A 21243-nucleotide genomic window follows, 5' to 3' on the forward strand; every position below is an offset into this window, starting at 1 on the left:
ACGGGGAGGTTTGGCACCTCGATGTCGGCTCATCGCATCCTGGGGCTGTAGTCGGTCCCAAGGGTTGGGCTGTTCGCCCATTAAAGCGGTACGCGAGCTGGGTTCAGAACGTCGTGAGACAGTTCGGTCCCTATCCGTCGTGGGCGTAGGAAATTTGAGAGGAGCTGTCCTTAGTACGAGAGGACCGGGATGGACGCACCGCTGGTGTACCAGTTGTTCTGCCAAGGGCATAGCTGGGTAGCTATGTGCGGAAGGGATAAGTGCTGAAAGCATCTAAGCATGAAGCCCCCCTCAAGATGAGATTTCCCATAGCGTAAGCTAGTAAGATCCCTGAAAGATGATCAGGTTGATAGGTTCGAGGTGGAAGCATGGTGACATGTGGAGCTGACGAATACTAATAGATCGAGGACTTAACCATATAATATGTAGCAATGTTATCTAGTTTTGAGAGAACATAAAAAACTTATTGACTTTTAAAGTAAATGAGTTATAATAATGATTGTCTCAAAAGAATAATGTCTGGTAATGATGGCAGAGAGGTCACACCCGTTCCCATACCGAACACGGAAGTTAAGCTCTCTAGCGCCGATGGTAGTTGGGACCTTGTCCCTGTGAGAGTAGGACGTTGCCAGGCAATATTATTCCGCAGTAGCTCAGCGGTAGAGCTATCGGCTGTTAACCGATCGGTCGTAGGTTCGATTCCTACCTGCGGAGCCATTGGAGAGCTGTCCGAGTTGGCCGAAGGAGCACGATTGGAAATCGTGTATACGTCACAAGCGTATCAAGGGTTCGAATCCCTTGCTCTCCGCCATAGGATTTATAATATTTGGCCCGTTGGTCAAGTGGTTAAGACACCGCCCTTTCACGGCGGTAACACGGGTTCGAATCCCGTACGGGTCACCACTTTGGAGGATTAGCTCAGCTGGGAGAGCACCTGCCTTACAAGCAGGGGGTCGGCGGTTCGATCCCGTCATCCTCCACCATATAAATTTTATATGAATAGTATTATCGCGGGGTGGAGCAGCACGGTAGCTCGTCGGGCTCATAACCCGAAGGTCGCAGGTTCAAATCCTGTCCCCGCAACCAAATGGTCCCGTGGTGTAGTGGTTAACATGCCTGCCTGTCACGCAGGAGATCGCCGGTTCGACCCCGGTCGGGACCGCCATTTTAATAAGGCTCGGTAGCTCAGTCGGTAGAGCAGAGGACTGAAAATCCTCGTGTCGGCGGTTCGATTCCGTCCCGAGCCACCATTTATTTTAATAAAATACGCCGGCTTAGCTCAATTGGTAGAGCAACTGACTTGTAATCAGTAGGTTGGGGGTTCAAGTCCTCTAGCCGGCACCATGTAAGTTTCGGAGGGGTAGCGAAGTGGCTAAACGCGGCGGACTGTAAATCCGCTCCTTCGGGTTCGGCAGTTCGAATCTGCCCCCCTCCACCATTTACATAGGGGCATAGTTTAAAGGTAGAACTGAGGTCTCCAAAACCTCCAGTGTGGGTTCGATTCCTACTGCCCCTGCCAAATATATTTACACAACATGGCGGTTGTGGCGAAGTGGTTAACGCACCGGATTGTGGCTCCGGCATTCGTGGGTTCGATTCCCATCAGTCGCCCCATTTTTATTTTAAAAATTACAAATAATCTAATGGATACTTACATATAATTAAGTAAGAATTCGATGGGCTATAGCCAAGCGGTAAGGCAACGGACTTTGACTCCGTCATGCGCTGGTTCGAATCCAGCTAGCCCAGCCATTTTTGCGGAAGTAGTTCAGTGGTAGAATACAACCTTGCCAAGGTTGGGGTCGCGGGTTCGAATCCCGTCTTCCGCTCCAATAAAATTTAATATGGCGGCATAGCCAAGTGGTAAGGCAGAGGTCTGCAAAACCTTTATCACCGGTTCAAATCCGGTTGCCGCCTTTTCTTTTGTGCCGATGTGGCGGAATTGGCAGACGCGCACGACTCAAAATCGTGTTCCTTCGGGAGTGTCGGTTCGACCCCGACCATCGGTATCATGAACGGCGTAATAAAAGACTCTACACCAAATGTGTAGAGTCTTTTTATGTTTTCATCACACTATAAAATAAGCAAAAATGGTGTGTTGGTGAAATGGTTATAAATGATTAAGGTAAACTTATTCATTTAGTACATGCGATACAGTTGGGGAAAACTACAAAACAATAAAGGGATAAATTTTTATCCCTTTATATAATTTCATTATTTTATAGAGAATTTCTCCAACCTGGTGACATGAAGTTAAATCCGACGCCACCAGTAGATATTAGTACATGATCAGCTGTTAATTTCGTAATTTCTAAGAACTTCTTTTCAAACTCTTCTCTGTTGTATTTGTACATAGTTGAGTGGCATGACCACATGTGCGTTGAAGTACTCAACCAGTCTCCTAATTCCTTTAATTCAGGAAACGACTCAAATCGAATTGGTTCATCTAATTTCATGAATCTCACTTGATAGATAGTTGGGTTTAATTTTTCTCCTATTCCTTTAAAAGCATGTGATTTTTTGTCTTTTGAATGTGTCATAATTCACCCTCCATCTTTTCTTCAAATTTTTTCCTATTTTTATTATACAACAATAGAAAACAATTATGGGAATAATATGGAAATCGGTATTAGCAATATAAAAAGACACTAACAGAAATGTTAGAGTCTTTTTGTTAAATTATACTATGTGCTTCTAAAATTCGTAATAAACGTAGGAATTCATGTATAATATAACTTGTCGAAAGAACAAAATGATAGTGATTTATATTATGTCTGTAATATGAATCAAAAATGAACTTTTTATATTTCTTTTAAAAATGTGTTGAACACACATTATATTTCATATTAATATTTTTATGTAGATTTAAAACGGGAAAGAGAGTGGAAAGTATGGGCCGTAAATGGAACAATATTAAAGACAAAAAAGCATCAAAAGATGCAAATACAAGCCGTATATACGCGAAATTTGGGCGTGAAATTTATGTGGCAGCAAAACAAGGCGAGCCAGATCCAGAATCAAACCAAGCACTAAGAGTTGTATTAGAGCGTGCGAAAACATACAATGTTCCAAGAACAATTATTGATCGTGCAGTTGAAAAAGCAAAAGGCGGTTCAGAAGAAAATTATGACGAGCTTCGTTATGAAGGATTCGGACCAAATGGAGCTATGGTTATTGTAGATACACTTACAAATAACGTAAACCGTACTGCAGCAGATGTACGAGCTGCATTTAGCAAAAACAGTGGTAATATGGGTGTGAACGGTTCTGTAGCTTACATGTTTGATGCGACAGCTGTTATCGGCCTTGAAGGTAAAACATCAGATGAAGTTCTTGAAATTTTAATGGAAGCAGATGTAGATGCACGTGACATTCTAGAAGAAGAAGATTCTGTTATCGTGTATGCTGAACCAGATCAATTTCATGCAGTACAATCTGCACTTAAAGGTGCTGGCGTTGAGGAGTTTACAGTTGCAGAATTAACAATGCTTGCACAAAGTGATGTAACACTTCCTGAAGATGCTCAAGCACAATTTGAGAAAATGGTTGATGCATTAGAAGATTTAGAAGATGTTCAACAAGTTTATCACAACGTAGACTTAGGAGAGTAATACGATAGATGACCCTTTTCGCTTAGCGGATAGGGTCTTTTTTATGAAGTTAATTAAGGTGATGAAGTATTAAAGGTATTTTGTTGTAGGTAGGGAATATGATTATAGGGATATATAAAATATTCATTATCTCTAGGAGGCTTAATATGGAACATAAGACACCAAAGCATATCGTTGCTGTAGCAGGTTATTTAACAAATGAAAAAAATGAAGTGTTATTAACAAAAGTGCACTGGCGAGCTGATACGTGGGAGTTGCCAGGAGGACAGGTAGAAGAAGGCGAAGCGCTCGATCAAGCTGTCTGTAGGGAAATAAAAGAGGAAACAGGGTTAACGGTGAAGCCTATCGGAATTACAGGCGTTTATTATAATACTTCTATGCATATTCTAGCTGTTGTTTTTAAAGTAGCATATATAAGTGGTGAAATAAAAATTCAACCTGAAGAAATACAAGAGGCTAAATTTGTTGATTTAAATGAAGAGAACATAGATGAGTATATAACGCGTCCTCATATGAAATCCAGAACGCTTGATGCAATGAGAGCAACACATTTTATTCCGTATGAAACGTGGGAAGTACAGCCGTATAATTTAATAGGAAGATTGTAAAGAAAAGAGTAGCCGATTTGAGATACATTCGAATCACTACTCTTTTTTTGTATACTGTTTAAGAAAAAGGTCAAAATAATAATAGCACTAGTATTGATTTTAGGAACATTTGTTCTGTATAATAAATCTATATGTTATATACATTTAGATTACTAGATAGTCAAAAGTATATATATTTGTAGATGATATAATTAAAGTGTAAAGTGAAAATATAATAGTCTTAAGGGTTTCTCTATTATTGGTTATTCGTACTTTAACATAACCTATATTCAATATTTCAGATGAATAGTAGATAAAAAAATACTGTGATACAATACTTTTTTATCCCACTATTTGCTGGGCAGTAAGCCTGATTGATGAGGGCTCATTAAAGTTTCACTTTATACCTTACAATGATGTAAGGTACGTGTAAGAGAAATCGATGGGATATTTTTTTACAACAATGTATTCTTAAAGTAAGAGTTATATGCTGTGTGGAAAAGAGGTGTTCAAGATGAAAGAACGAGTATTATCTAGGGTGAACTATCATCAAAAAGTTGCATTAAATCCAATGACTAAACTTTTTTATAAAGCCATTATATTATTATTATTGTTAAGTTGTACGTTATTATTCATTGGAAATGTAATGATTGAGAAAAGTGATATTAGTAAATTACATGTACCGGCTAAGTTAGAGGTGCCAGAATCATTAACACATGCATTTATTGCGACAGAAGATAAAAGATTTTATCATCATAACGGTTTAGATTATATAGCAATTATTAGGGCCTCTGTTGAGAATATAAAGGCTGGTGGTGTCGTGCAAGGAGGAAGCACAATTACACAGCAGCTATCTAAAAATGCCTTTTTAACGAATGAACGTACATTTTCTCGGAAGTGGAAAGAGATTTTTTATACGAAAAAAATTGAACGCACATTTACGAAGGATGAAATATTAAAATTATATGTAAGTAATATTTATTATGGAGAAGGAGCATGGGGAATTGAAAAAGCAGCAAACCTTTACTTCGGTAAAAAGGTGAACCAATTAACGTTGGCTGAAAGTGCAATGATGGCTGCTGTAGTAAAAGCACCTGCTTATTACTCACCTGCCCAAAATTATGATAAAGCAGTAGAGAGACGTAATGTCGTTTTGAGACTAATGGAGAAAGAAGGCTATATAAGCCATGATGAGTATGTTCAAGCAGTTAGTGAGAAATTGGTAATTCGTCATGATATAAAAATAGAGCAGTCGATGTTAAATAGCGCGCGTAAAAAAGCAGTAAGTTAAGAGAAGTTCCTACAGAGGAGCTTCTTTTTTTGAATAAATTGTGACAAATTGTGACACAATATCGTCACAATTATTGTGTTTTTGTAATTTATGTGAGCGTGTTCATTGCGTGACGTATATAAGTGTTGATATTATGTGTATTGTGTACAATGCTGTATACAGAATATGAATTTAAAGAGGAATGTATATGAAATCAAATAAACTCATGGCTCTTGGTATAGTTTTTTCTATCGCAGTATTAATTGTAATTGGAACAATTGCGTATAGCATCATAAATGACAAAAAAGATAAAGGGAATGAGATGTTTGCTTATTCTACGCAACAATCTTTAGGGAAAGATGATGCTCCAGTTAAGGTAGTTGAATTTGGAGACTTTAAATGTCCTGCTTGTCGTACTTGGGATGTAACAGTATTACCTCGATTAAAAGAAGAGTATATTGATAAAGGCAAAGTGCAGTTATACTTTATTAACTTCCCATTTATTGGAAAAGACTCAGATTTAGGTGCAGCAGCTGGTGAAGCAATTTATAAACAAGATAAAGATTCATTCTGGATCTTCTATGATGAGATCTATCAAAATCAAAAGAAAGATACAGAAGAATGGATTACAGAAGATTTGCTTCTTAGCATTGTGAAAGAGAAACTGCCGAAAGTTAATGTAGAGCAATTTAAGAAAGATTTACACAGTAAAGACATTAAAGAAAAAGTAAGTAAAGATTCAGATCGTGCTCAAAAATTAAAAGTTCAAGGTGCTCCTTCTGTATATGTAAACGGAAATCTTGCAAATCCTGATTTTGATAGTATGAAGAAGGCAATTGATAAAGAATTGAAAAAGTGATGAGGTCTCTCATCACTTTTTCGACTTTTTTCGATAAAATTCTTGCCTCTACTTTTTTTACATGCTATACTACTTTACATAAGTTATTCTAATATCTTATATGTAATTCATATTTGCGGGTGTAGTTTAGTGGTAAAACAAGAGCCTTCCAAGCTCTGGTCGAGAGTTCGATTCTCTTCACCCGCTCCAAATTTTATTAAATGTTTTTCTATAAATTGTGATCAACGCAGTGTTTCGTTTCCGAGATAAACGAGGCATTGCGTTTTTTAATGTTTGAAAAATATAATTACATGCGAAAATAGAAGTAAATAATAGTATTCCAAACGTGAATTACTAACCAATAGAGTGGTTACATAAGGGGTGGATTCATCTGAGGAGGCGATTAAGAGTGGATTTTGAACAATTAAAGCAAGATGTAATTGCGTATAGTAAAACAATTGGCATAGATAAAATAGGCTTTGCGAGCGCTTCTCCTTTTGAGGAATTAAAGCAGCGCTTAATCCAGCAACAACAATTAAATTATCAATCTGGATTTGAAGAGCCTGATATAGAGAAGAGAACGAATCCGCAACTGTTATTACCGGGTGCTAAATCAATTATTGCGATTGCTTTAGCATATCCTTCAAAATTAAAAAATGCACCATTAAGTAAGCGTGGAGAACGCCGTGGGATTTTTTGTCGTGCTTCTTGGGGACAAGATTATCATCTTGTTTTACGAGATCGTTTGCAAAAATTAGAGGCATATTTAATTGAAAAACTTCCCGATATAGAAGTGAAGTCCATGGTTGATACAGGTGAATTAAGTGATCGAGCTGTATCAGAGCGTGCTGGTATTGGATGGAGCGGTAAAAACTGCTCTATTATTACACCTGAATTTGGTTCGTACGTATACTTAGGGGAAATGATTACAAATGTTCCATTCCCGCCAGATAAGCCGATAGAAGATCAATGCGGAGGCTGTACGAAATGTATCGATATTTGCCCTACCGGTGCTTTAATACAGGGGGGACAGTTAGATTCGAAGAAGTGCATTGCGTTTTTAACACAAACGAAAGGATTCCTACCTGAAGAATATCGCGATAAAATAGGAAATCGCATATATGGATGTGATACGTGTCAGACTGTTTGTCCGAAAAACAAAGGAATGGATTTTCATAATCATCCTGAGATGGAGCCGGATCCTGAGCTAGTTAAACCATTATTAACGCCACTTTTAACAATTAGTAATCGTGATTTTAAAGAGAAATATGGGATTATGTCAGGGTCATGGAGAGGGAAAAAACCACTGCAAAGAAATGCGATTTTAGCATTAGCACATTTTAAAGAAGCATCGGCAATTCCAGATTTAATTGGTGTTATGAAAGATGACCCAAGACCGGTACTACGCGGAACGGCAGCATGGGCACTTGGGAAAATTGGCGGAGATGGAGTAGGCGAAGCGATTGAGAAAGCGATGGAACGTGAGAAAGATGAAGAAGTGCTTCATGAAATGAATCGCGGGCTTGAATTGTTAGCACAGAAAAAAGAGTAGATAATATTTCCCTTTTTCATATTGTAATATGGGAGGGAGACAGAATGGTTGTAAAAACGAAGATTGAAAACCAAGTACAACAATTTTTAGCATATATAACGGAGAAAAGAACGAATGTGGATGGTATTGCTGAGGATTTACTACAAATGGCACTGAGAAAGAAACAATTGTTTCAAAGGCGTAGTGCACATATAGTGAAAGCAACTGCGGATGTTTCTTTCATTAGACAATTAAATAGTAATGACCATCAAGAAATTGATTATCAAATACATTTTAAATATTTAATTAAGCATAAAGAATTATTTTATATTGAAGAGGAACAATTAAAACGAAGAGTTTGTTTAAATAATAGTCGAATTATAGGCGATTCTGCTATTGAAGTGTCAGAAGAAATTAGAATGGGTGAGACATTAGAAAGGGATATTACGAAAGAGAAGTACGGTTCTTATCAGTATAATCGTTTAGAAGCAGTGAAATATGCAGAGCGTTGGTGGGATGACCGGAATCCTATGTATCGTAATTTCCCTGATAATTGTACGAATTTCATTTCTCAATGTCTTCATACTGGAGAAGTACCTATGAACGGGTATCCTAATATTCGTAAAGGATGGTGGCAAAGGGAGAATCAGTGGAGTTGGAGCTGGGCTGTTGCACATTCTTTTTATTGGTATTTGTCAGGTGCTACAACAGGACTTCGAGCAGAGGCGGTAGAGAGGCCAGAAGAACTTATTCTTGGAGATGTCATTGCTTATGATTTCGAGGATGACGGAAGATGGAATCATACGACGATTGTAGTAGCAAAAGATGCAGATGGTATGCCGCTTGTAAATGCACATTCAGCGAATAGCCGTCGACGTTATTGGAACTATGAAGACTCTAGTAAATATACACCACAAATGAAATATAAATTCTTTCATATTATTAATGGGTAGAGATTTTTCGCTCAAGTGGTATAATACGTAGTAGACAAAAAACAGAGGTGAATATCGCGTGGGAGTACATGTTGTTTTATATCAGCCAGAAATTCCAGCAAATACAGGGAATATTGCTCGTACTTGTGCAGCAACTGGAACAGAATTACATTTGATTAGACCGCTTGGATTTTCAACGGATGATAAAATGTTAAAGCGTGCAGGATTAGATTATTGGCAGCACGTAAAAATTACGTATTATGATTCAATTGAAGAATTTTATGAAAAAAATAAAGACGGTGAATTCTTCTATTTAACAAAGTATGGCGAGAAAGCTCATACAGCGTTTGACTATAGCAAGCGTGAGAAGGATTACTATTTTGTATTTGGAAGAGAAACAAACGGCTTACCAGCTAATGTAATCGAAGAAAACTTTGATCATTGTTTACGTATTCCAATGACAGATAAAGTACGTTCATTAAATTTATCTAATACAGCAGCAATTTTAATTTATGAAGCGTTCCGTCAACAAAATTACCCTGGATTAGATTTAGAAATCGTTTATTAAAAGTCGCCATATGGCGACTTTTTTTTATAAAATAAAAATAATATATAATCATACATTTAAAAGAGAGGACATAATCATATAGAATGGGATATATGATTAAAAATAGATAAGACGGGTTGAGATAAATATGAAGGAAGAATATAGTAATCAAAATACCTTTTTAAGTATGATAGATATGGATTTAATTAGACAAGGATTATTACATGCTATTCAAGATTTAGTATTCATATTGAAAGTTATTGATAATGAAACGTTTCAATATATGTATGTGAATAAAATAGGAATGGATTATGCTAGGTTAAGCGAAGAGTGCTATGGAAAAACTTTTGCAGAAGTATTACCAAAAGATATAGCGGGGATATTGCAAAGGCAATATGCAAAAGTAGTGAGAGAAGCGAAAGCACACACTTTTTGTGATGTAGTCAATTTACCAAAAGGTGAGATACATTATGAATCTTCACTTAATCCTGTCTGCGACGAAGAAGGAATATGTCAATTTGTTATTTGTATTACAAGAGATATTACAGCTCAAATTGAGGAGAAGACAAAGATAGAGGAAAAACAAATGTTATTTAAGTCGTTACTGGAATATAATAATGACTCAATTATATCTATAGATTCTATAGGGAGAGTTACATATGCAAATCCGGCAACGTATGAAATATTTGGATACCGGTATGAGGAATTAAATAATAAATTTATTTTTGAATTCATTAATAAAGAATATGAAAAAGATTTTCAAATTATATTTAAGGGATCGATGCAAGGAAAAGCAAAACAAATTGTTTCAAAGAAATATGTTCATAAAGAAGGGTACGAGCTATATATTTCTTTGAGAACTATCCCGATTATTGTGAACGGTGAAATTGTTGGGATTTATATTGTTACGAGAGATGTTACAAGGCAAGTATTAAACGAAATGCGAACAGAATATTTAGCTTACTATGACCAGTTAACGGGATTAATGAATAGAATTTCATGTACAAATAAGTTAAATACTTTTTTAAATGAGAGTGTAAATTTTGCGCTTGTATTTATAGATTTAGATGAGTTTCATCGTATTAATGATACATTTGGTCATAAAGAGGGAGATAAAGTATTACAAAAAGTTACAGAATGTTTAAGCAATCTAAAAATAGAAGGTATGCACTTATTTAGAGAACACGATGATCAATTTGTTATGTTGATAGAAAATATAAAGAAAGAATATGTAGAGGAAGTTGCAAAAAGCATACTGAAAAATATTAGTGAATATTTTGTAATCGAAGAAGAAGATGTATATTTAAGTGCATCAATTGGAATTGTAATGGCTCCAGCAGATGGAGAAGATGAAAAAATACTATTTCAGAGGGTCGATGCTGCTTTAGAAAAAGCAAAAGAAAAAGGAAAAGGACATTATCATTTTTATTGTAGTGGATTAGACTGTGAGCGTGAACAAAGGTTTATAATAGAAAACCAGTTACATCGTGCTATAGAAAAAAATGAATTTTTCTTATATTATCAGCCACAAATTAATATTGAAACGAAAAAAATAGCTAGTATGGAAGCTTTAATAAGGTGGGAGAATAAGGAATTAGGATTTGTTTCTCCAAACCAATTTATTCCGTTGGCAGAAAGAACAGGATTTATTATTAAGCTCGATGAATGGGTAGTAAATCAAGTGTGTCAGCAACTGCGCGAATGGTTAAATAAAGGATATGAAGTGGTCCCAATTGCGGTTAATATTTCAGCTAGACACTTTCGTTCTATTACATTAATAGAGATGATTACACGGGCTTTAAATAAGTACAATGTATCAGCTCATTTATTAGCGATAGAGGTTACAGAAGGAGCTCTTATACATAAAGATATATCAAAGAGAGTGTTACTACAATTAAAAGAACAAAATTTAAAGATTCATTTAGATGATTTTGGAACAGGCTATTCATCTTTAAGTTATTTAAAAACATATCCAATTGATACTTTAAAAATTGATCGTTCTTTTATGGAAGGTATACATATAGATGAACGTGATACGAATATTACAGCTGCAATTATTCATTTAGCTCATACTTTAGAATTGAATATAATTGCAGAAGGAGTAGAAAAAAAGGAGCAAATACAGTTTTTGAAAGAAAAGAATGTGAAGCTTGTACAAGGTTATTATTATAGCCGACCACTATCCAAATATGATATGGAAAATATGTATTATAAATAAAAAAATGATGTGCTAAAAGCACATCATTTTTTATGTGTACCTGGTTTGTCATTGTAACCGGATGTAAAAATAGCTGTAAGAAATGTGAGTGATACACCTAAAATTAATAATAATTTCATACTAATATCCTCCTTACTGTTTTCGGTTTATGAGTTTTATTTATTATCCAAAATGTATGTAAGGTTCTTAGAAGAAAAGAATTTATTTATAATGAATAGCAGTGTAAAAATGTTAATACCTATATTATACAGAATTTTCTTTGAATTTTGGAGAGAATTTTAGCGTGCTATTATATATTTCGTTTTGATTTAAAGAATGTTTAAGGACATCCTAGCATACCTTTTATAATAATCCGATTGAACAAGGAGATGGGGGAGGAGCTATAATGGATATTCTAAAAAAGATTGAACAGCATCGAGCAGCAGAAGAACGTTTACAATGGGAAGGTACGTTTGCGGAGTATTTGGAGCTTGTGAAAGAAAGACCATGGGTGGCTCAAACAGCACACTCTCGCATTTACAATATGATAAAAGACGCTGGAATTGAAGAAGTTGATGGTAGAAGAAAGTATAACTTCTTTAGTAATCAGCTCTTTGGATTAGAGGATGCTCTAGAACGTCTTGTAGAGGAATATTTTCATCCATCTGCAAAACGATTAGATGTTAGAAAAAGAATTTTATTATTAATGGGTCCTGTTAGTGGAGGGAAATCAACGTTAGTTACAATGTTGAAACGAGGATTAGAAACATATTCAAGAACAGATCGCGGAGCAATTTTTGCAATTAAAGGATGCCCAATGCACGAGGATCCACTGCATTTAATTCCACATCATTTACGAGATGATTTCTTTGATGAGTATGGGGTTAGAATTGAAGGGAATTTATCACCACTAAATGTCATGCGTTTAGAGCAAGAATACGGATCAAGAATTGAGGATGTAGTTGTAGAGCGTATTTTCTTCTCTGAAGATCGCCGTACAGGGATTGGTACATTTAGCCCGTCTGATCCAAAATCACAGGATATTGCAGATTTAACAGGTAGTCTGGACTTTTCTACGATTGCAGAATATGGTTCAGAATCAGATCCGCGTGCGTATCGATTTGATGGAGAATTAAATAAGGCAAACCGAGGAATGATGGAGTTCCAAGAGATGTTAAAATGCGATGAGAAGTTTTTATGGCACTTATTATCGCTTACGCAAGAAGGGAATTTCAAAGCGGGAAGATTTGCGCTTATTTCAGCAGATGAATTAATTGTAGCGCATACGAATGAAACAGAGTATCGCTCATTTATAGCAAATAAGAAAAATGAAGCATTGCACTCAAGAATTATTGTAATGCCAGTTCCTTATAATTTACGAGTAAGTGAAGAAGAACATATTTATGAAAAAATGATTCGTGAAAGTGATGTATCGAATGTTCACATTGCACCACACACACTTCGCGTTGCAGCAATGTTCACTATTTTAACTCGTTTAAAAGATCCGAAGCGTCCGGATATTGATTTAATTAAAAAGATGCGTTTGTATGATGGAGAAACGGTAGAAGGTTATAATGCGATTGATGTAGAAGAATTACAACGCGAATATCAAGATGAAGGTATGAAGGGTATTGATCCTCGTTATGTCATTAACCGAATTTCGTCTACAATCATTCGAAAAGAGGTACCATCTATTAACGCGTTAGATGTACTTAGATCTTTAAAAGATGGGCTAGATCAGCATCCATCCATTAGTAATGAAGACCGTGAACGTTACATGAACTTCATCTCATTAGCGAGAAAAGAATACGATGAAATCGCGAAGAAAGAAGTACAAAAAGCGTTTGTTTATTCATATGAAGAATCAGCTAAGACGCTTATGGATAATTACTTAGATAACGTTGAGGCGTACTGCAATAAATCGAAATTACGTGATCCGTTAACAGGAGAAGAAATGAGTCCAGATGAAAAATTAATGCGCTCAATTGAAGAGCAAATTGGAATTTCAGAAAATGCTAAGAAAGCGTTCCGTGAAGAGATTTTAATTCGCATTTCTGCTTATGCCCGTAAAGGAAAACGCTTTGATTATAATTCACATGAGCGTCTTCGTGAAGCGATTCAGAAAAAACTATTTGCTGATTTAAAAGATATAGTGAAAATTACAACATCAACGAAAACGCCGGACGAAAATCAGCTTAAGAAAATCAATGATGTTGTTGCGCGTTTAATTGATGAGCATGGCTATAATTCTTCTTCAGCAAATGAATTACTACGCTATGTAGGTAGCTTGTTAAACAGATAGTTTGATAACAAAACGCTGTCTCTTGTATTTTGCGGGACAGCGTTTTATTATCCGTTCATATGTGTATAAAGTGTCATACCTTGTCCAAATGTAATAAATTAAGATGCAATTTTATGAATTTATTGTCAATTATTTTTACAATATGCATATGATAGAGTAACCAACCATTCATACGAAAAAAGCCAACACAATACAATATGTTGCAAAGTAAAAATGTGTGCAACAATGCATTGTGTTTCTTTCTTATCAGTGGCTGAATATTTCTTTCTATTTATGTGAGTGGCAAAATTTTGTTTAGGATGCTCGGGGTATTGTATGAAAAACGTTATAAATGTTTATGGGATAATTTTCTGTGGGCAGTTACCTTTCAAATATTCTAGCTTGCATATTACAGAACAAAATTTATAGATTGCTGTTCATACAGGAAGACAATTACAGTAAGGAGGGAAAGGAATGGGCGAAGAAAATCAACCAAATTATACGATTTCACAGGAAAACTGGTCCCTCCATCGCAAAGGATATGACGACCAACAGCGCCATCAAGAAAAAGTACAAGAGGCAATTAAGAATAATTTACCCGATCTTGTAACAGAAGAAAGTATAGTTATGTCTAATGGCAAGGATGTTGTAAAAATACCAATTCGTTCTCTAGATGAATATAAGATTAGATACAATTATGATAAAAATAAACATGTTGGGCAAGGAAACGGTGACAGCAAAGTTGGTGATGTCGTTGCGAGAGATGGATCAGGTGGTCAAAAACAAAAAGGGCCAGGAAAAGGGCAAGGAGCAGGAGATGCAGCTGGGGAAGATTACTATGAAGCTGAAGTCTCTATTTTAGAATTAGAACAAGCGTTTTTCAGAGAGTTAGAACTGCCTAATTTAAAGAGAAAAGAAATGGATGAAAACCGGATTGAACATGTTGAATTTAATGACATTAGAAAAACAGGATTATGGGGAAATATCGATAAGAAACGAACAATGATATCCGCATATAAACGAAATGCAATGAGTGGTAAGGCATCTTTTCATCCAATTCATCAAGAAGACTTAAAGTTCCGCACTTGGAATGAAGTATTAAAGCCAGATTCAAAAGCTGTTGTATTAGCGATGATGGATACGAGTGGATCGATGGGAATATGGGAGAAATATATGGCACGTAGCTTCTTTTTCTGGATGACAAGATTTTTACGCACAAAGTATGAAACAGTTGATATTGAATTTATTGCTCATCATACAGAAGCGAAAGTCGTTACAGAAGAAGAATTTTTCTCAAAAGGAGAAAGTGGCGGAACAATATGTTCCTCCGTATATAAAAAAGCATTAGAACTTATCGATAATAAATATTCACCAGACCGCTATAATATTTATCCATTCCATTTTTCAGATGGTGATAATTTAACATCAGATAATGCTAGATGTGTAAAGCTTGTTGAAGAGCTAATGAAGAAGTGTAATATGTTTGGGTATGGGGAAGTGAACCAGTATAACCGCCATAGTACACTCATGTCAGCCTATAAAAATATTAAAGATGATAATTTCAGATATTATATTTTAAAGCAAAAAGCAGACGTATTTCATGCGATGAAAAGCTTTTTTAGAGAAGAATCAGGTGAGAAAATGGCATAACCTCTTTTAAAGAGGTTCTTTTTTTGTAAACTTTTTATTTTTTCAGTTGACAATGATAATGAAAATCATTATCATTTATTCGAGAAATGATTACATTTCGAATTATATATTTCGGAGGAGATGTAAAGTTGAAACAAAATAAAAGAAAACGTATAAATGCAATGATTATAGCGGCGGCGTTATCACTTCCGTTTGCTGTGTATTCAACACCTGCTTTAGCGGCAGTAGCAATTGAGGCGAATAAAACTGGACAAGGTTTAGAAGATGGTACATATGACGCTGTTATTAAAGCGTATAAAGATAAAACGAATGAAGAGTCTATGGCAGCTGTTTATATAAAGGATCCGAAATTAACAATTGAGAATGGAAAGAAAATTGTAACAGCAACATTAAGTGATAGTGATTTCTTTCAATACTTGAAAACAGAGGATATTCATACTCCAGGTGTGTTTCATGATGTGAAAGTAATATCAGAAGACAAAAAGAAAAATGGAACGAAAGTGATTCAGTTTGAAGTAGGGGAATTAGGAAAAAGGTATAATATGCGAATGCATATTTATATTCCAACAATGGCCTATGACAATAAGTACCAAGTACAGTTTGAAGTAAATACATTGAATTTAGATAAAGATGTTCCAGAAGCACAAAAGGAAAATAAAGAGGATAAAGTGGATCAACAAGATGCGAATGTAATAGTAGATAAGCAATTACAAAGGCATATTAATAAATATAACTTGAATAGAGAGAATCTAGATACTCCAATAACTAAGGAAGATTTATTAAAAGTTAAATCCTTAATAGTCGTTGAAGCTAAAAGTAAAGGAATAAAAGACGTAAGTGGTCTAGAATATATGACGAACTTAGAAAACTTAACGTTGGAAGAAGTTAAGTTAAAAAATATAAAATTTATCTCGGACTTGAGACAATTGAAATCATTAAGTATAACCTATGGTGAACTTGAAGATATTGGGCCTTTGGCTAAGTTAGAGCATATTGAGTTTTTAACTTTGAGAAACAATAAAATCTCAGATTTAAGCCCATTAAGCCAAATGAAGAAGATTAAAATGCTAGATTTAAATAGTAATTATATAAAAGATATTAAACCATTATTTACAGTGAAATCTTTAAGGACTTTGACTGTAGCAAATAATCAAATTAGTAATGATAACCTTGCTGGAATTGAGCAATTGAAAAATGTAAAAAACTTATCTTTAAGTAACAATGGACTTACGAATATTGAACATATTACATCAATGAAAAAATTAGTAGAGTTAGATCTTGCTAAAAATGAATTAGAAAACATCGAACCTTTATCAAGATTATCTACTGTACAATCACTTAATTTAGAAGAAAACTATATTTCAGATATAACGCCACTTAGTCACTTAACAGACTTATATGATTTAAAGCTAGGTTCAAATGAAATTCGTGATGTTAGACCTGTTCAAGAGCTAGGAAAAAGAATATATATCGATATTCAAAGACAAAAAATCTTTTTAGATAATGTAGAAAAAGATAAGGAAGTTAAAATACCTATCTATAATTTACAAGGAGAGTCACTTGATACTATTCAATTGAAGAGTGAAGATGGGATAGTTAATAATGGTTCTGTTAAATGGGGGACTACTGGTGAAAAAACATACGAATTTACGTTGGATATAAAGCCAGAAGAGAATCGTATTAAGTTTAATGGAACAGTAATTCAAAATGTTGTTGAAAGATTAGACGAAATCAAGGAAACAATAAAAGAGGATAATGAACAAAAGGAAAATGTAATTCTCGATAAAACTTTACAACAACATATTAATAAAGAGAATTTAGGTAGAGAGAATGTAAACGCTCCTATCACAAAAGAAGATTTATTACAGATTAAAAAACTAGAGATACTTAAAGAAAAAGGAAATGAGATAAAAAATATAACAGGTTTAGAGTACATGACGAACTTAGAAAACCTCACTTTAGAAGGAGTAGGTCTGAAAAATATTGAGTTCATCTCAAACTTGAAACAATTGAATAATGTGAATGTATCTCATAATCAAATTGAAGATATAACACCACTATCTTCATTGGAAAATTTACAGTGGTTAAATCTTGCGGACAATCATATTAAAGATGTAACGGTTATTGGTTCCATGCTAAACTTATTTAGCTTAAATCTAGCTGGGAATGAGATTCGTGATGTAAGGCCGTTAATACAATTAGGTCAGTGGGGAACAATTGATGTTAGAAGGCAAAAAGTCATTTTGGATGATGCAGAAATAAATAAAGAAGTGATAATTCCTGTATATGATTTAGAAGGAGAGCCAATTGAAAAGATTACACTAAAGAGTGAAGGTGGAACACTTACTGATGAGGGAATTATTTGGAGTACTCTAGGGGAAAAAATATATGAATTTGATTTAGATGCAGATCATTATGAGACTGGCATATTATATAGTGGCATTGTCATGCAGAATATAGTAGAAAAATTAATACCGAAAGAAGAAGTAAAAGAGCCAACAAAAAAAGTTGAAGAAGAGAAAGAAGAAGTAAAAGAGCCAACAAAAGAAGTTGAAGAAGAGAAAGAAGAAGTAAAAGAGCCAACAAAAGAAGTTGAAGAAGAGAAAGAAGAAGTAAAAGAGCCAACAAAAGAAGTTGAAGAAGAGAAAGAAGAAGTAAAAGAGCCAACAAAAGAAGTTGAAGAAGAGAAAGAAGAAGTAAAAGAGCCAACAAAAGAAGTTGAAGAAGAGAAAGAAGAAGTAAAAGAGCCAACAACAGGAGTTGAAGGATCGAAAGCGAAGGTAAAAGAAACAGGAAAAGAAATTGAAGGTTCAAAAGACGCGGTAAATCAATCAGCAGTAGTCCAAGAACAAAACGTGAATAATCAAGTTGTGAAAGAAAATAAACCAGCTGTTAATAAGCAAGAAGAAAATAAGAAAGCATTAGGAGCAACAGGTGGACAAGAGAATACATCAATATTACTTTCAGGCATAGCGTTAGTTCTTTCAGCGATGAGTATGCTTGTATTTAGAAAGAGATTATTTAAGAAATAAAAAACGTTTTATCTTATTATAACGTAAGATGATTATATGAGTTTTTGAGAAGACATTATCATGGCGATTTCATTTTGAAATATGCTTATGGTGATGTCTTTTTTAGAAGGAGATAAATGGAAAAGGTGTGAATATATTAGAGAAGGAGGAGAGATTATGTATGTTAGTTCAATTTCAAAAGTTGAAGACGCAGCATCATTTATTGCGAATATGAATAAAGATGCTATTCATCATGTTGGTTATTGCGGAGATGAGAAAAAGGAGGTGTTACATACGATTCTTCATGATTTTTCTGATATAGGCTGGGAGAAATCTTTCGTTGTTACTTATGAGGACAATAAAATAACTGGCGTATTAGGGTTTGATGTGGATGAAGTAAAGAGATGTGCAGAAATTTGGGGGCCGTTTATTAAAGCAGAGAATTGGGAAGAAGTTGCTTTACATATGTGGAAGGAACTTATAGAAAAGGGGCCTTTTCATATTGAAAAATTTTATGGTTTTTATCATGTAGAAAATAATAATTGTGCCCGTTTAATGAAGAATTTATATGCAAAAGAACAAGATCAACATAGTATTTTCAGTTTAAGTCATAATATTGTGGAAGAACGTAGTATATGCAATGTAGAAGAGGCTTTACCAAAAGTATTCGAGCAGTTTATCTCTTTACACAATCATACTTTTCCTAATGCATATTATCAAGGAAATGAAATTATTGAACGTTTAAGTGATACGAATAAATTATTTGTAAGTAGGAAGAATGGTAAGTTAGAAGGTCATGTATATGTTGAAGTAAATCCGGAGTTTCACGAAGCGAATATTGAATTTATTGCAACCGCTGAAAATAGTAGAAGAAAAGGTGTCGGAGAGCGGTTATTACAAGGGGCAATTCAGTATATTTTCTCCTTCCAAGGGATGAGAGAGATAGTACTATGCTTGAATACCAATAATGATTGTGCGATGAAGTTGTACAAGAGGGTAGGTTTTGAGGAGAAGGCATGTTTACAACACTATATAATAGAGTAAAAAACCCATTCATATGAATGGGTTTTATTAATTTATTCTTTCCTCATTTATCACGGATTTAAAAGTAATTTGAGGCGCCAATCGTTACATAACCTTTTTTATTTTTTTCGGAATTTCTTTCGTTTGCGAATTAACATCTTCTTTTTTTAGCTCTTTAAAAAGAGAAGTGACCATAAGAACGACTACAATAGAAAATGGTAGCGCAGCAATTATAGCTGCGATTTGTAGTGCATTTAATCCTCCAGCTTGTAATAAAATAGCGGCAATTATCGCGATTGTTAATCCCCATATAAGTTTTAAGCTATTTTTCGGTGATAAGCTTCCATTACTCGTTTGCATGGAAACAACAAATGTTGCTGAGTCGGCAGAAGTAACGAAAAATGTGGCTACTAAAATTAACCCGATAATTGTTAAAAATGTAGAGAATGGTAGGTGTGAAATAACAGCAAATAATCCAATCTCTGTACCATTTTTTGCGATTTCATCAGCTATTCTAAGGGATTGGAACATTTCCATATGGATAGCAGTACCGCCAAATACTGCAAACCAAAATGTACAGATAAGAGTTGGGACTAATACAACTCCAAAAATAAATTCTTTTATTGTGCGTCCTTTAGAAATACGTGCGATAAATGTGCCGACGAATGGAGACCAAGAGATCCACCATCCCCAATAGAAAATAGTCCAGTTTTCAATCCAAGAAGAAGATTTTTCACTAAATGCTCCTAAATTTAATCCCATACTAGGTAAAGCGCCGATATAAGAACCGAGTGTAGATGTGAAATATTTCATAATAAATACAGTTGGTCCTAAAAGTAAGAAAGAGATGAGTAAAATACCTGCAAGAGAGAAATTCAAGTTACTCAAATATTTAATCCCACGATCTAAGCCAGTTTGTGCACTTGTTAAATATAAAACAGCGAAGATAGCTATAAGTACGAGCTGAGTAAGTAAAGTGTTATGAATGGAAGGGAATAAATAGCTTAACCCTCCAGCAATTTGTTGAGCACCAATCCCAACAGATGGTACAATGCCAAATACTGTGGCTAAAACAGCTAGAATATCAACTGTTTTTCCAATACGAGAATTTTTCGATCGATTAAATAATGGAGTAACTGTAGCCCCGATAGTGCTACCTTTTTGTTTGCGGAATGTGAAATATGCAATTGTTAAAGCGACCATTGCGTATAGTGACCACGGAAAGAGTCCCCAGTGGAAAAATGAATATTGCATAGCGAGTTTGGCGCTTTCTTCTGTACCTGCTTTTCCTGTTAACGGATCTGTAAAATGTGAAATCGGTTCAGCGATTCCATAAAAGAGGAGTCCAATTCCCATTCCTGCCCCAAACAACATGGATAGCCAAGATGGATAATTATATTTTGGCTTTTCTCCATCTTTACCAAGACGAATAGAACCGTACTTGGAAAATGCTAAATAAGCAGCCAAAATAATCATTGTAGTCATAAGTAGAGAGTAAAACCATCCAAATTTATTGAGGATAAATGAGTTTAAAGAAGATGTAACACTTTGTAAATCGTAGCCTTGTATCCAACTTGCTGGGGTAATTCCCCATATAATGAATAATGTTGTTAGCAAGAAGGAGATATAAAATACACTATTTTCTTTTTTTATCATAGAATCCCACCCTTATTTAATAAAGTTAACAATTATAATAATCATAACAATTAAGTTTTTAATTGTCAAAAAATTCCCTTTTTATAATGTGAAAGGATGCAATTTGTTT

14 protein-coding genes, 16 tRNA genes and 2 rRNA genes (1 of these 32 only partly in view) are annotated in these 21243 nt (G+C 34.8%); 30 read left to right on the forward strand and 2 right to left on the reverse strand.

The genetic code is table 11. From position 1 onward, the window contains the following. From NST90_RS02640 to NST90_RS02720, 17 genes are all read left to right on the forward strand, one after another. Positions 1-418, forward strand: a 23S ribosomal RNA gene (locus tag NST90_RS02640); it begins 2504 nt to the left of the window's first position. A gap of 100 nt (positions 419-518) precedes the next feature. Beyond that, positions 519-634: ribosomal RNA gene (gene rrf / locus NST90_RS02645) — 5S ribosomal RNA — on the forward strand. 8 nt (positions 635-642) lie between these two features. Further along, positions 643-717 (forward strand) — tRNA-Asn (locus tag NST90_RS02650). A 2-nt stretch (positions 718-719) separates the two neighbouring features. Then, positions 720-811: transfer RNA gene (locus NST90_RS02655), tRNA-Ser, on the forward strand. A 17-nt stretch (positions 812-828) separates the two neighbouring features. Next, positions 829-903: transfer RNA gene (locus tag NST90_RS02660), tRNA-Glu, on the forward strand. Positions 904-907: 4 nt separating this feature from the next. Next, positions 908-983 (forward strand) — tRNA-Val (locus NST90_RS02665). A gap of 26 nt (positions 984-1009) precedes the next feature. Then, positions 1010-1086, forward strand: a tRNA-Met gene (locus tag NST90_RS02670). Positions 1087-1089: 3 nt separating this feature from the next. Next, positions 1090-1165 (forward strand) — tRNA-Asp (locus NST90_RS02675). A 9-nt stretch (positions 1166-1174) separates the two neighbouring features. After that, a tRNA-Phe gene (locus NST90_RS02680) sits at positions 1175-1250 on the forward strand. Positions 1251-1268: 18 nt separating this feature from the next. Continuing rightward, positions 1269-1344, forward strand: a tRNA-Thr gene (locus tag NST90_RS02685). A 10-nt stretch (positions 1345-1354) separates the two neighbouring features. Then, positions 1355-1438: transfer RNA gene (locus NST90_RS02690), tRNA-Tyr, on the forward strand. A gap of 7 nt (positions 1439-1445) precedes the next feature. Continuing rightward, positions 1446-1519, forward strand: a tRNA-Trp gene (locus NST90_RS02695). A gap of 19 nt (positions 1520-1538) precedes the next feature. Further along, positions 1539-1614: transfer RNA gene (locus tag NST90_RS02700), tRNA-His, on the forward strand. Positions 1615-1677: 63 nt separating this feature from the next. Further along, a tRNA-Gln gene (locus NST90_RS02705) sits at positions 1678-1752 on the forward strand. Positions 1753-1757: 5 nt separating this feature from the next. Further along, positions 1758-1832: transfer RNA gene (locus tag NST90_RS02710), tRNA-Gly, on the forward strand. A 14-nt stretch (positions 1833-1846) separates the two neighbouring features. Next, positions 1847-1917 (forward strand) — tRNA-Cys (locus NST90_RS02715). 10 nt (positions 1918-1927) lie between these two features. Next, positions 1928-2009, forward strand: a tRNA-Leu gene (locus NST90_RS02720). A gap of 210 nt (positions 2010-2219) precedes the next feature. Here the strand turns inward: NST90_RS02720 and NST90_RS02725 are convergent. Beyond that, entirely contained in the window at positions 2220-2540 is a 321-nt protein-coding gene (locus NST90_RS02725; RefSeq protein ID WP_000149743.1) for a DUF3884 family protein, read from the reverse strand. A 351-nt stretch (positions 2541-2891) separates the two neighbouring features. On the opposite strand from NST90_RS02725, the gene NST90_RS02730 reads away from it, so the two are divergent. From NST90_RS02730 to NST90_RS02790, 13 genes are all read left to right on the forward strand, one after another. Then, complete coding sequence (locus tag NST90_RS02730; RefSeq protein WP_000532952.1) at positions 2892-3611, forward strand: YebC/PmpR family DNA-binding transcriptional regulator; 720 nt, start codon at positions 2892-2894, stop codon at positions 3609-3611. Between the two features lie 146 nt (positions 3612-3757). Continuing rightward, the gene (locus NST90_RS02735) at positions 3758-4219 is read left to right on the forward strand and encodes an NUDIX hydrolase (RefSeq protein ID WP_000400455.1); all 462 of its coding nucleotides are present in this window, start codon (positions 3758-3760) and stop codon (positions 4217-4219) included. 493 nt (positions 4220-4712) lie between these two features. Beyond that, the gene (locus tag NST90_RS02740) at positions 4713-5489 is read left to right on the forward strand and encodes a transglycosylase domain-containing protein (RefSeq protein WP_000664715.1); all 777 of its coding nucleotides are present in this window, start codon (positions 4713-4715) and stop codon (positions 5487-5489) included. A gap of 187 nt (positions 5490-5676) precedes the next feature. Next, complete coding sequence (locus NST90_RS02745) at positions 5677-6327, forward strand: thioredoxin domain-containing protein (RefSeq protein ID WP_000841309.1); 651 nt, start codon at positions 5677-5679, stop codon at positions 6325-6327. A gap of 115 nt (positions 6328-6442) precedes the next feature. After that, positions 6443-6516, forward strand: a tRNA-Gly gene (locus NST90_RS02750). A 199-nt stretch (positions 6517-6715) separates the two neighbouring features. Continuing rightward, positions 6716-7858 (forward strand): tRNA epoxyqueuosine(34) reductase QueG, encoded by a 1143-nt coding sequence (gene queG, locus NST90_RS02755; RefSeq protein WP_000345215.1) that lies wholly within the window; start codon positions 6716-6718, stop codon positions 7856-7858. Between the two features lie 44 nt (positions 7859-7902). After that, positions 7903-8790, forward strand: a complete 888-nt coding sequence (locus tag NST90_RS02760; RefSeq protein ID WP_000260591.1) for an amidase domain-containing protein — start codon at positions 7903-7905, stop codon at positions 8788-8790. A 58-nt stretch (positions 8791-8848) separates the two neighbouring features. Then, on the forward strand, positions 8849-9337 hold the full coding sequence (trmL, locus tag NST90_RS02765) for a tRNA (uridine(34)/cytosine(34)/5-carboxymethylaminomethyluridine(34)-2'-O)-methyltransferase TrmL (protein ID WP_000538147.1): 489 nt from the start codon (positions 8849-8851) through the stop codon (positions 9335-9337). A 127-nt stretch (positions 9338-9464) separates the two neighbouring features. Next, the gene (locus NST90_RS02770; RefSeq protein ID WP_000657172.1) at positions 9465-11534 is read left to right on the forward strand and encodes an EAL domain-containing protein; all 2070 of its coding nucleotides are present in this window, start codon (positions 9465-9467) and stop codon (positions 11532-11534) included. A 385-nt stretch (positions 11535-11919) separates the two neighbouring features. Next, positions 11920-13815 (forward strand): PrkA family serine protein kinase, encoded by a 1896-nt coding sequence (locus tag NST90_RS02775; RefSeq protein ID WP_000353273.1) that lies wholly within the window; start codon positions 11920-11922, stop codon positions 13813-13815. A 453-nt stretch (positions 13816-14268) separates the two neighbouring features. Continuing rightward, complete coding sequence (gene yhbH / locus NST90_RS02780) at positions 14269-15444, forward strand: sporulation protein YhbH (protein WP_000503519.1); 1176 nt, start codon at positions 14269-14271, stop codon at positions 15442-15444. A 128-nt stretch (positions 15445-15572) separates the two neighbouring features. Further along, entirely contained in the window at positions 15573-18476 is a 2904-nt protein-coding gene (locus tag NST90_RS02785; RefSeq protein ID WP_339201067.1) for a leucine-rich repeat domain-containing protein, read from the forward strand. A 156-nt stretch (positions 18477-18632) separates the two neighbouring features. Then, a complete protein-coding gene (locus NST90_RS02790) occupies positions 18633-19499 on the forward strand; it encodes a GNAT family N-acetyltransferase (protein WP_046392334.1) in 867 nt (288 codons plus the stop codon). A gap of 84 nt (positions 19500-19583) precedes the next feature. On the opposite strand, the gene opuD is transcribed toward NST90_RS02790, so the two are convergent. Further along, positions 19584-21134, reverse strand: coding sequence for a glycine betaine transporter OpuD (gene opuD, locus NST90_RS02795; RefSeq protein WP_044306467.1), 1551 nt, complete (start codon positions 21132-21134; stop codon positions 19584-19586). Positions 21135-21243: the final 109 nt, after the last annotated feature.

Source organism: Bacillus sp. FSL E2-8900 (genome assembly GCF_037966225.1).
Taxonomy (GTDB): Bacteria; Bacillota; Bacilli; order Bacillales; family Bacillaceae_G; genus Bacillus_A; species Bacillus_A cereus.

Excerpts from the sequence above, each read along its gene's own strand:
- NST90_RS02730 (WP_000532952.1), top strand. The coding sequence starts at position 2,892 with ATGGGCCGTAAATGGAACAATATTAAAGACAAAAAAGCATCAAAAGAT.
- NST90_RS02760 (WP_000260591.1), top strand. The coding sequence starts at position 7,903 with ATGGTTGTAAAAACGAAGATTGAAAACCAAGTACAACAATTTTTAGCA.
- NST90_RS02725 (WP_000149743.1), bottom strand. The coding sequence starts at position 2,540 with ATGACACATTCAAAAGACAAAAAATCACATGCTTTTAAAGGAATAGGA.
- NST90_RS02775 (WP_000353273.1), top strand. The coding sequence starts at position 11,920 with ATGGATATTCTAAAAAAGATTGAACAGCATCGAGCAGCAGAAGAACGT.
- NST90_RS02740 (WP_000664715.1), top strand. The coding sequence starts at position 4,713 with ATGAAAGAACGAGTATTATCTAGGGTGAACTATCATCAAAAAGTTGCA.
- NST90_RS02790 (WP_046392334.1), top strand. The coding sequence starts at position 18,633 with ATGTATGTTAGTTCAATTTCAAAAGTTGAAGACGCAGCATCATTTATT.
- NST90_RS02735 (WP_000400455.1), top strand. The coding sequence starts at position 3,758 with ATGGAACATAAGACACCAAAGCATATCGTTGCTGTAGCAGGTTATTTA.
- NST90_RS02745 (WP_000841309.1), top strand. The coding sequence starts at position 5,677 with ATGAAATCAAATAAACTCATGGCTCTTGGTATAGTTTTTTCTATCGCA.
- yhbH (WP_000503519.1), top strand. The coding sequence starts at position 14,269 with ATGGGCGAAGAAAATCAACCAAATTATACGATTTCACAGGAAAACTGG.
- opuD (WP_044306467.1), bottom strand. The coding sequence starts at position 21,134 with ATGATAAAAAAAGAAAATAGTGTATTTTATATCTCCTTCTTGCTAACA.
- NST90_RS02770 (WP_000657172.1), top strand. The coding sequence starts at position 9,465 with ATGAAGGAAGAATATAGTAATCAAAATACCTTTTTAAGTATGATAGAT.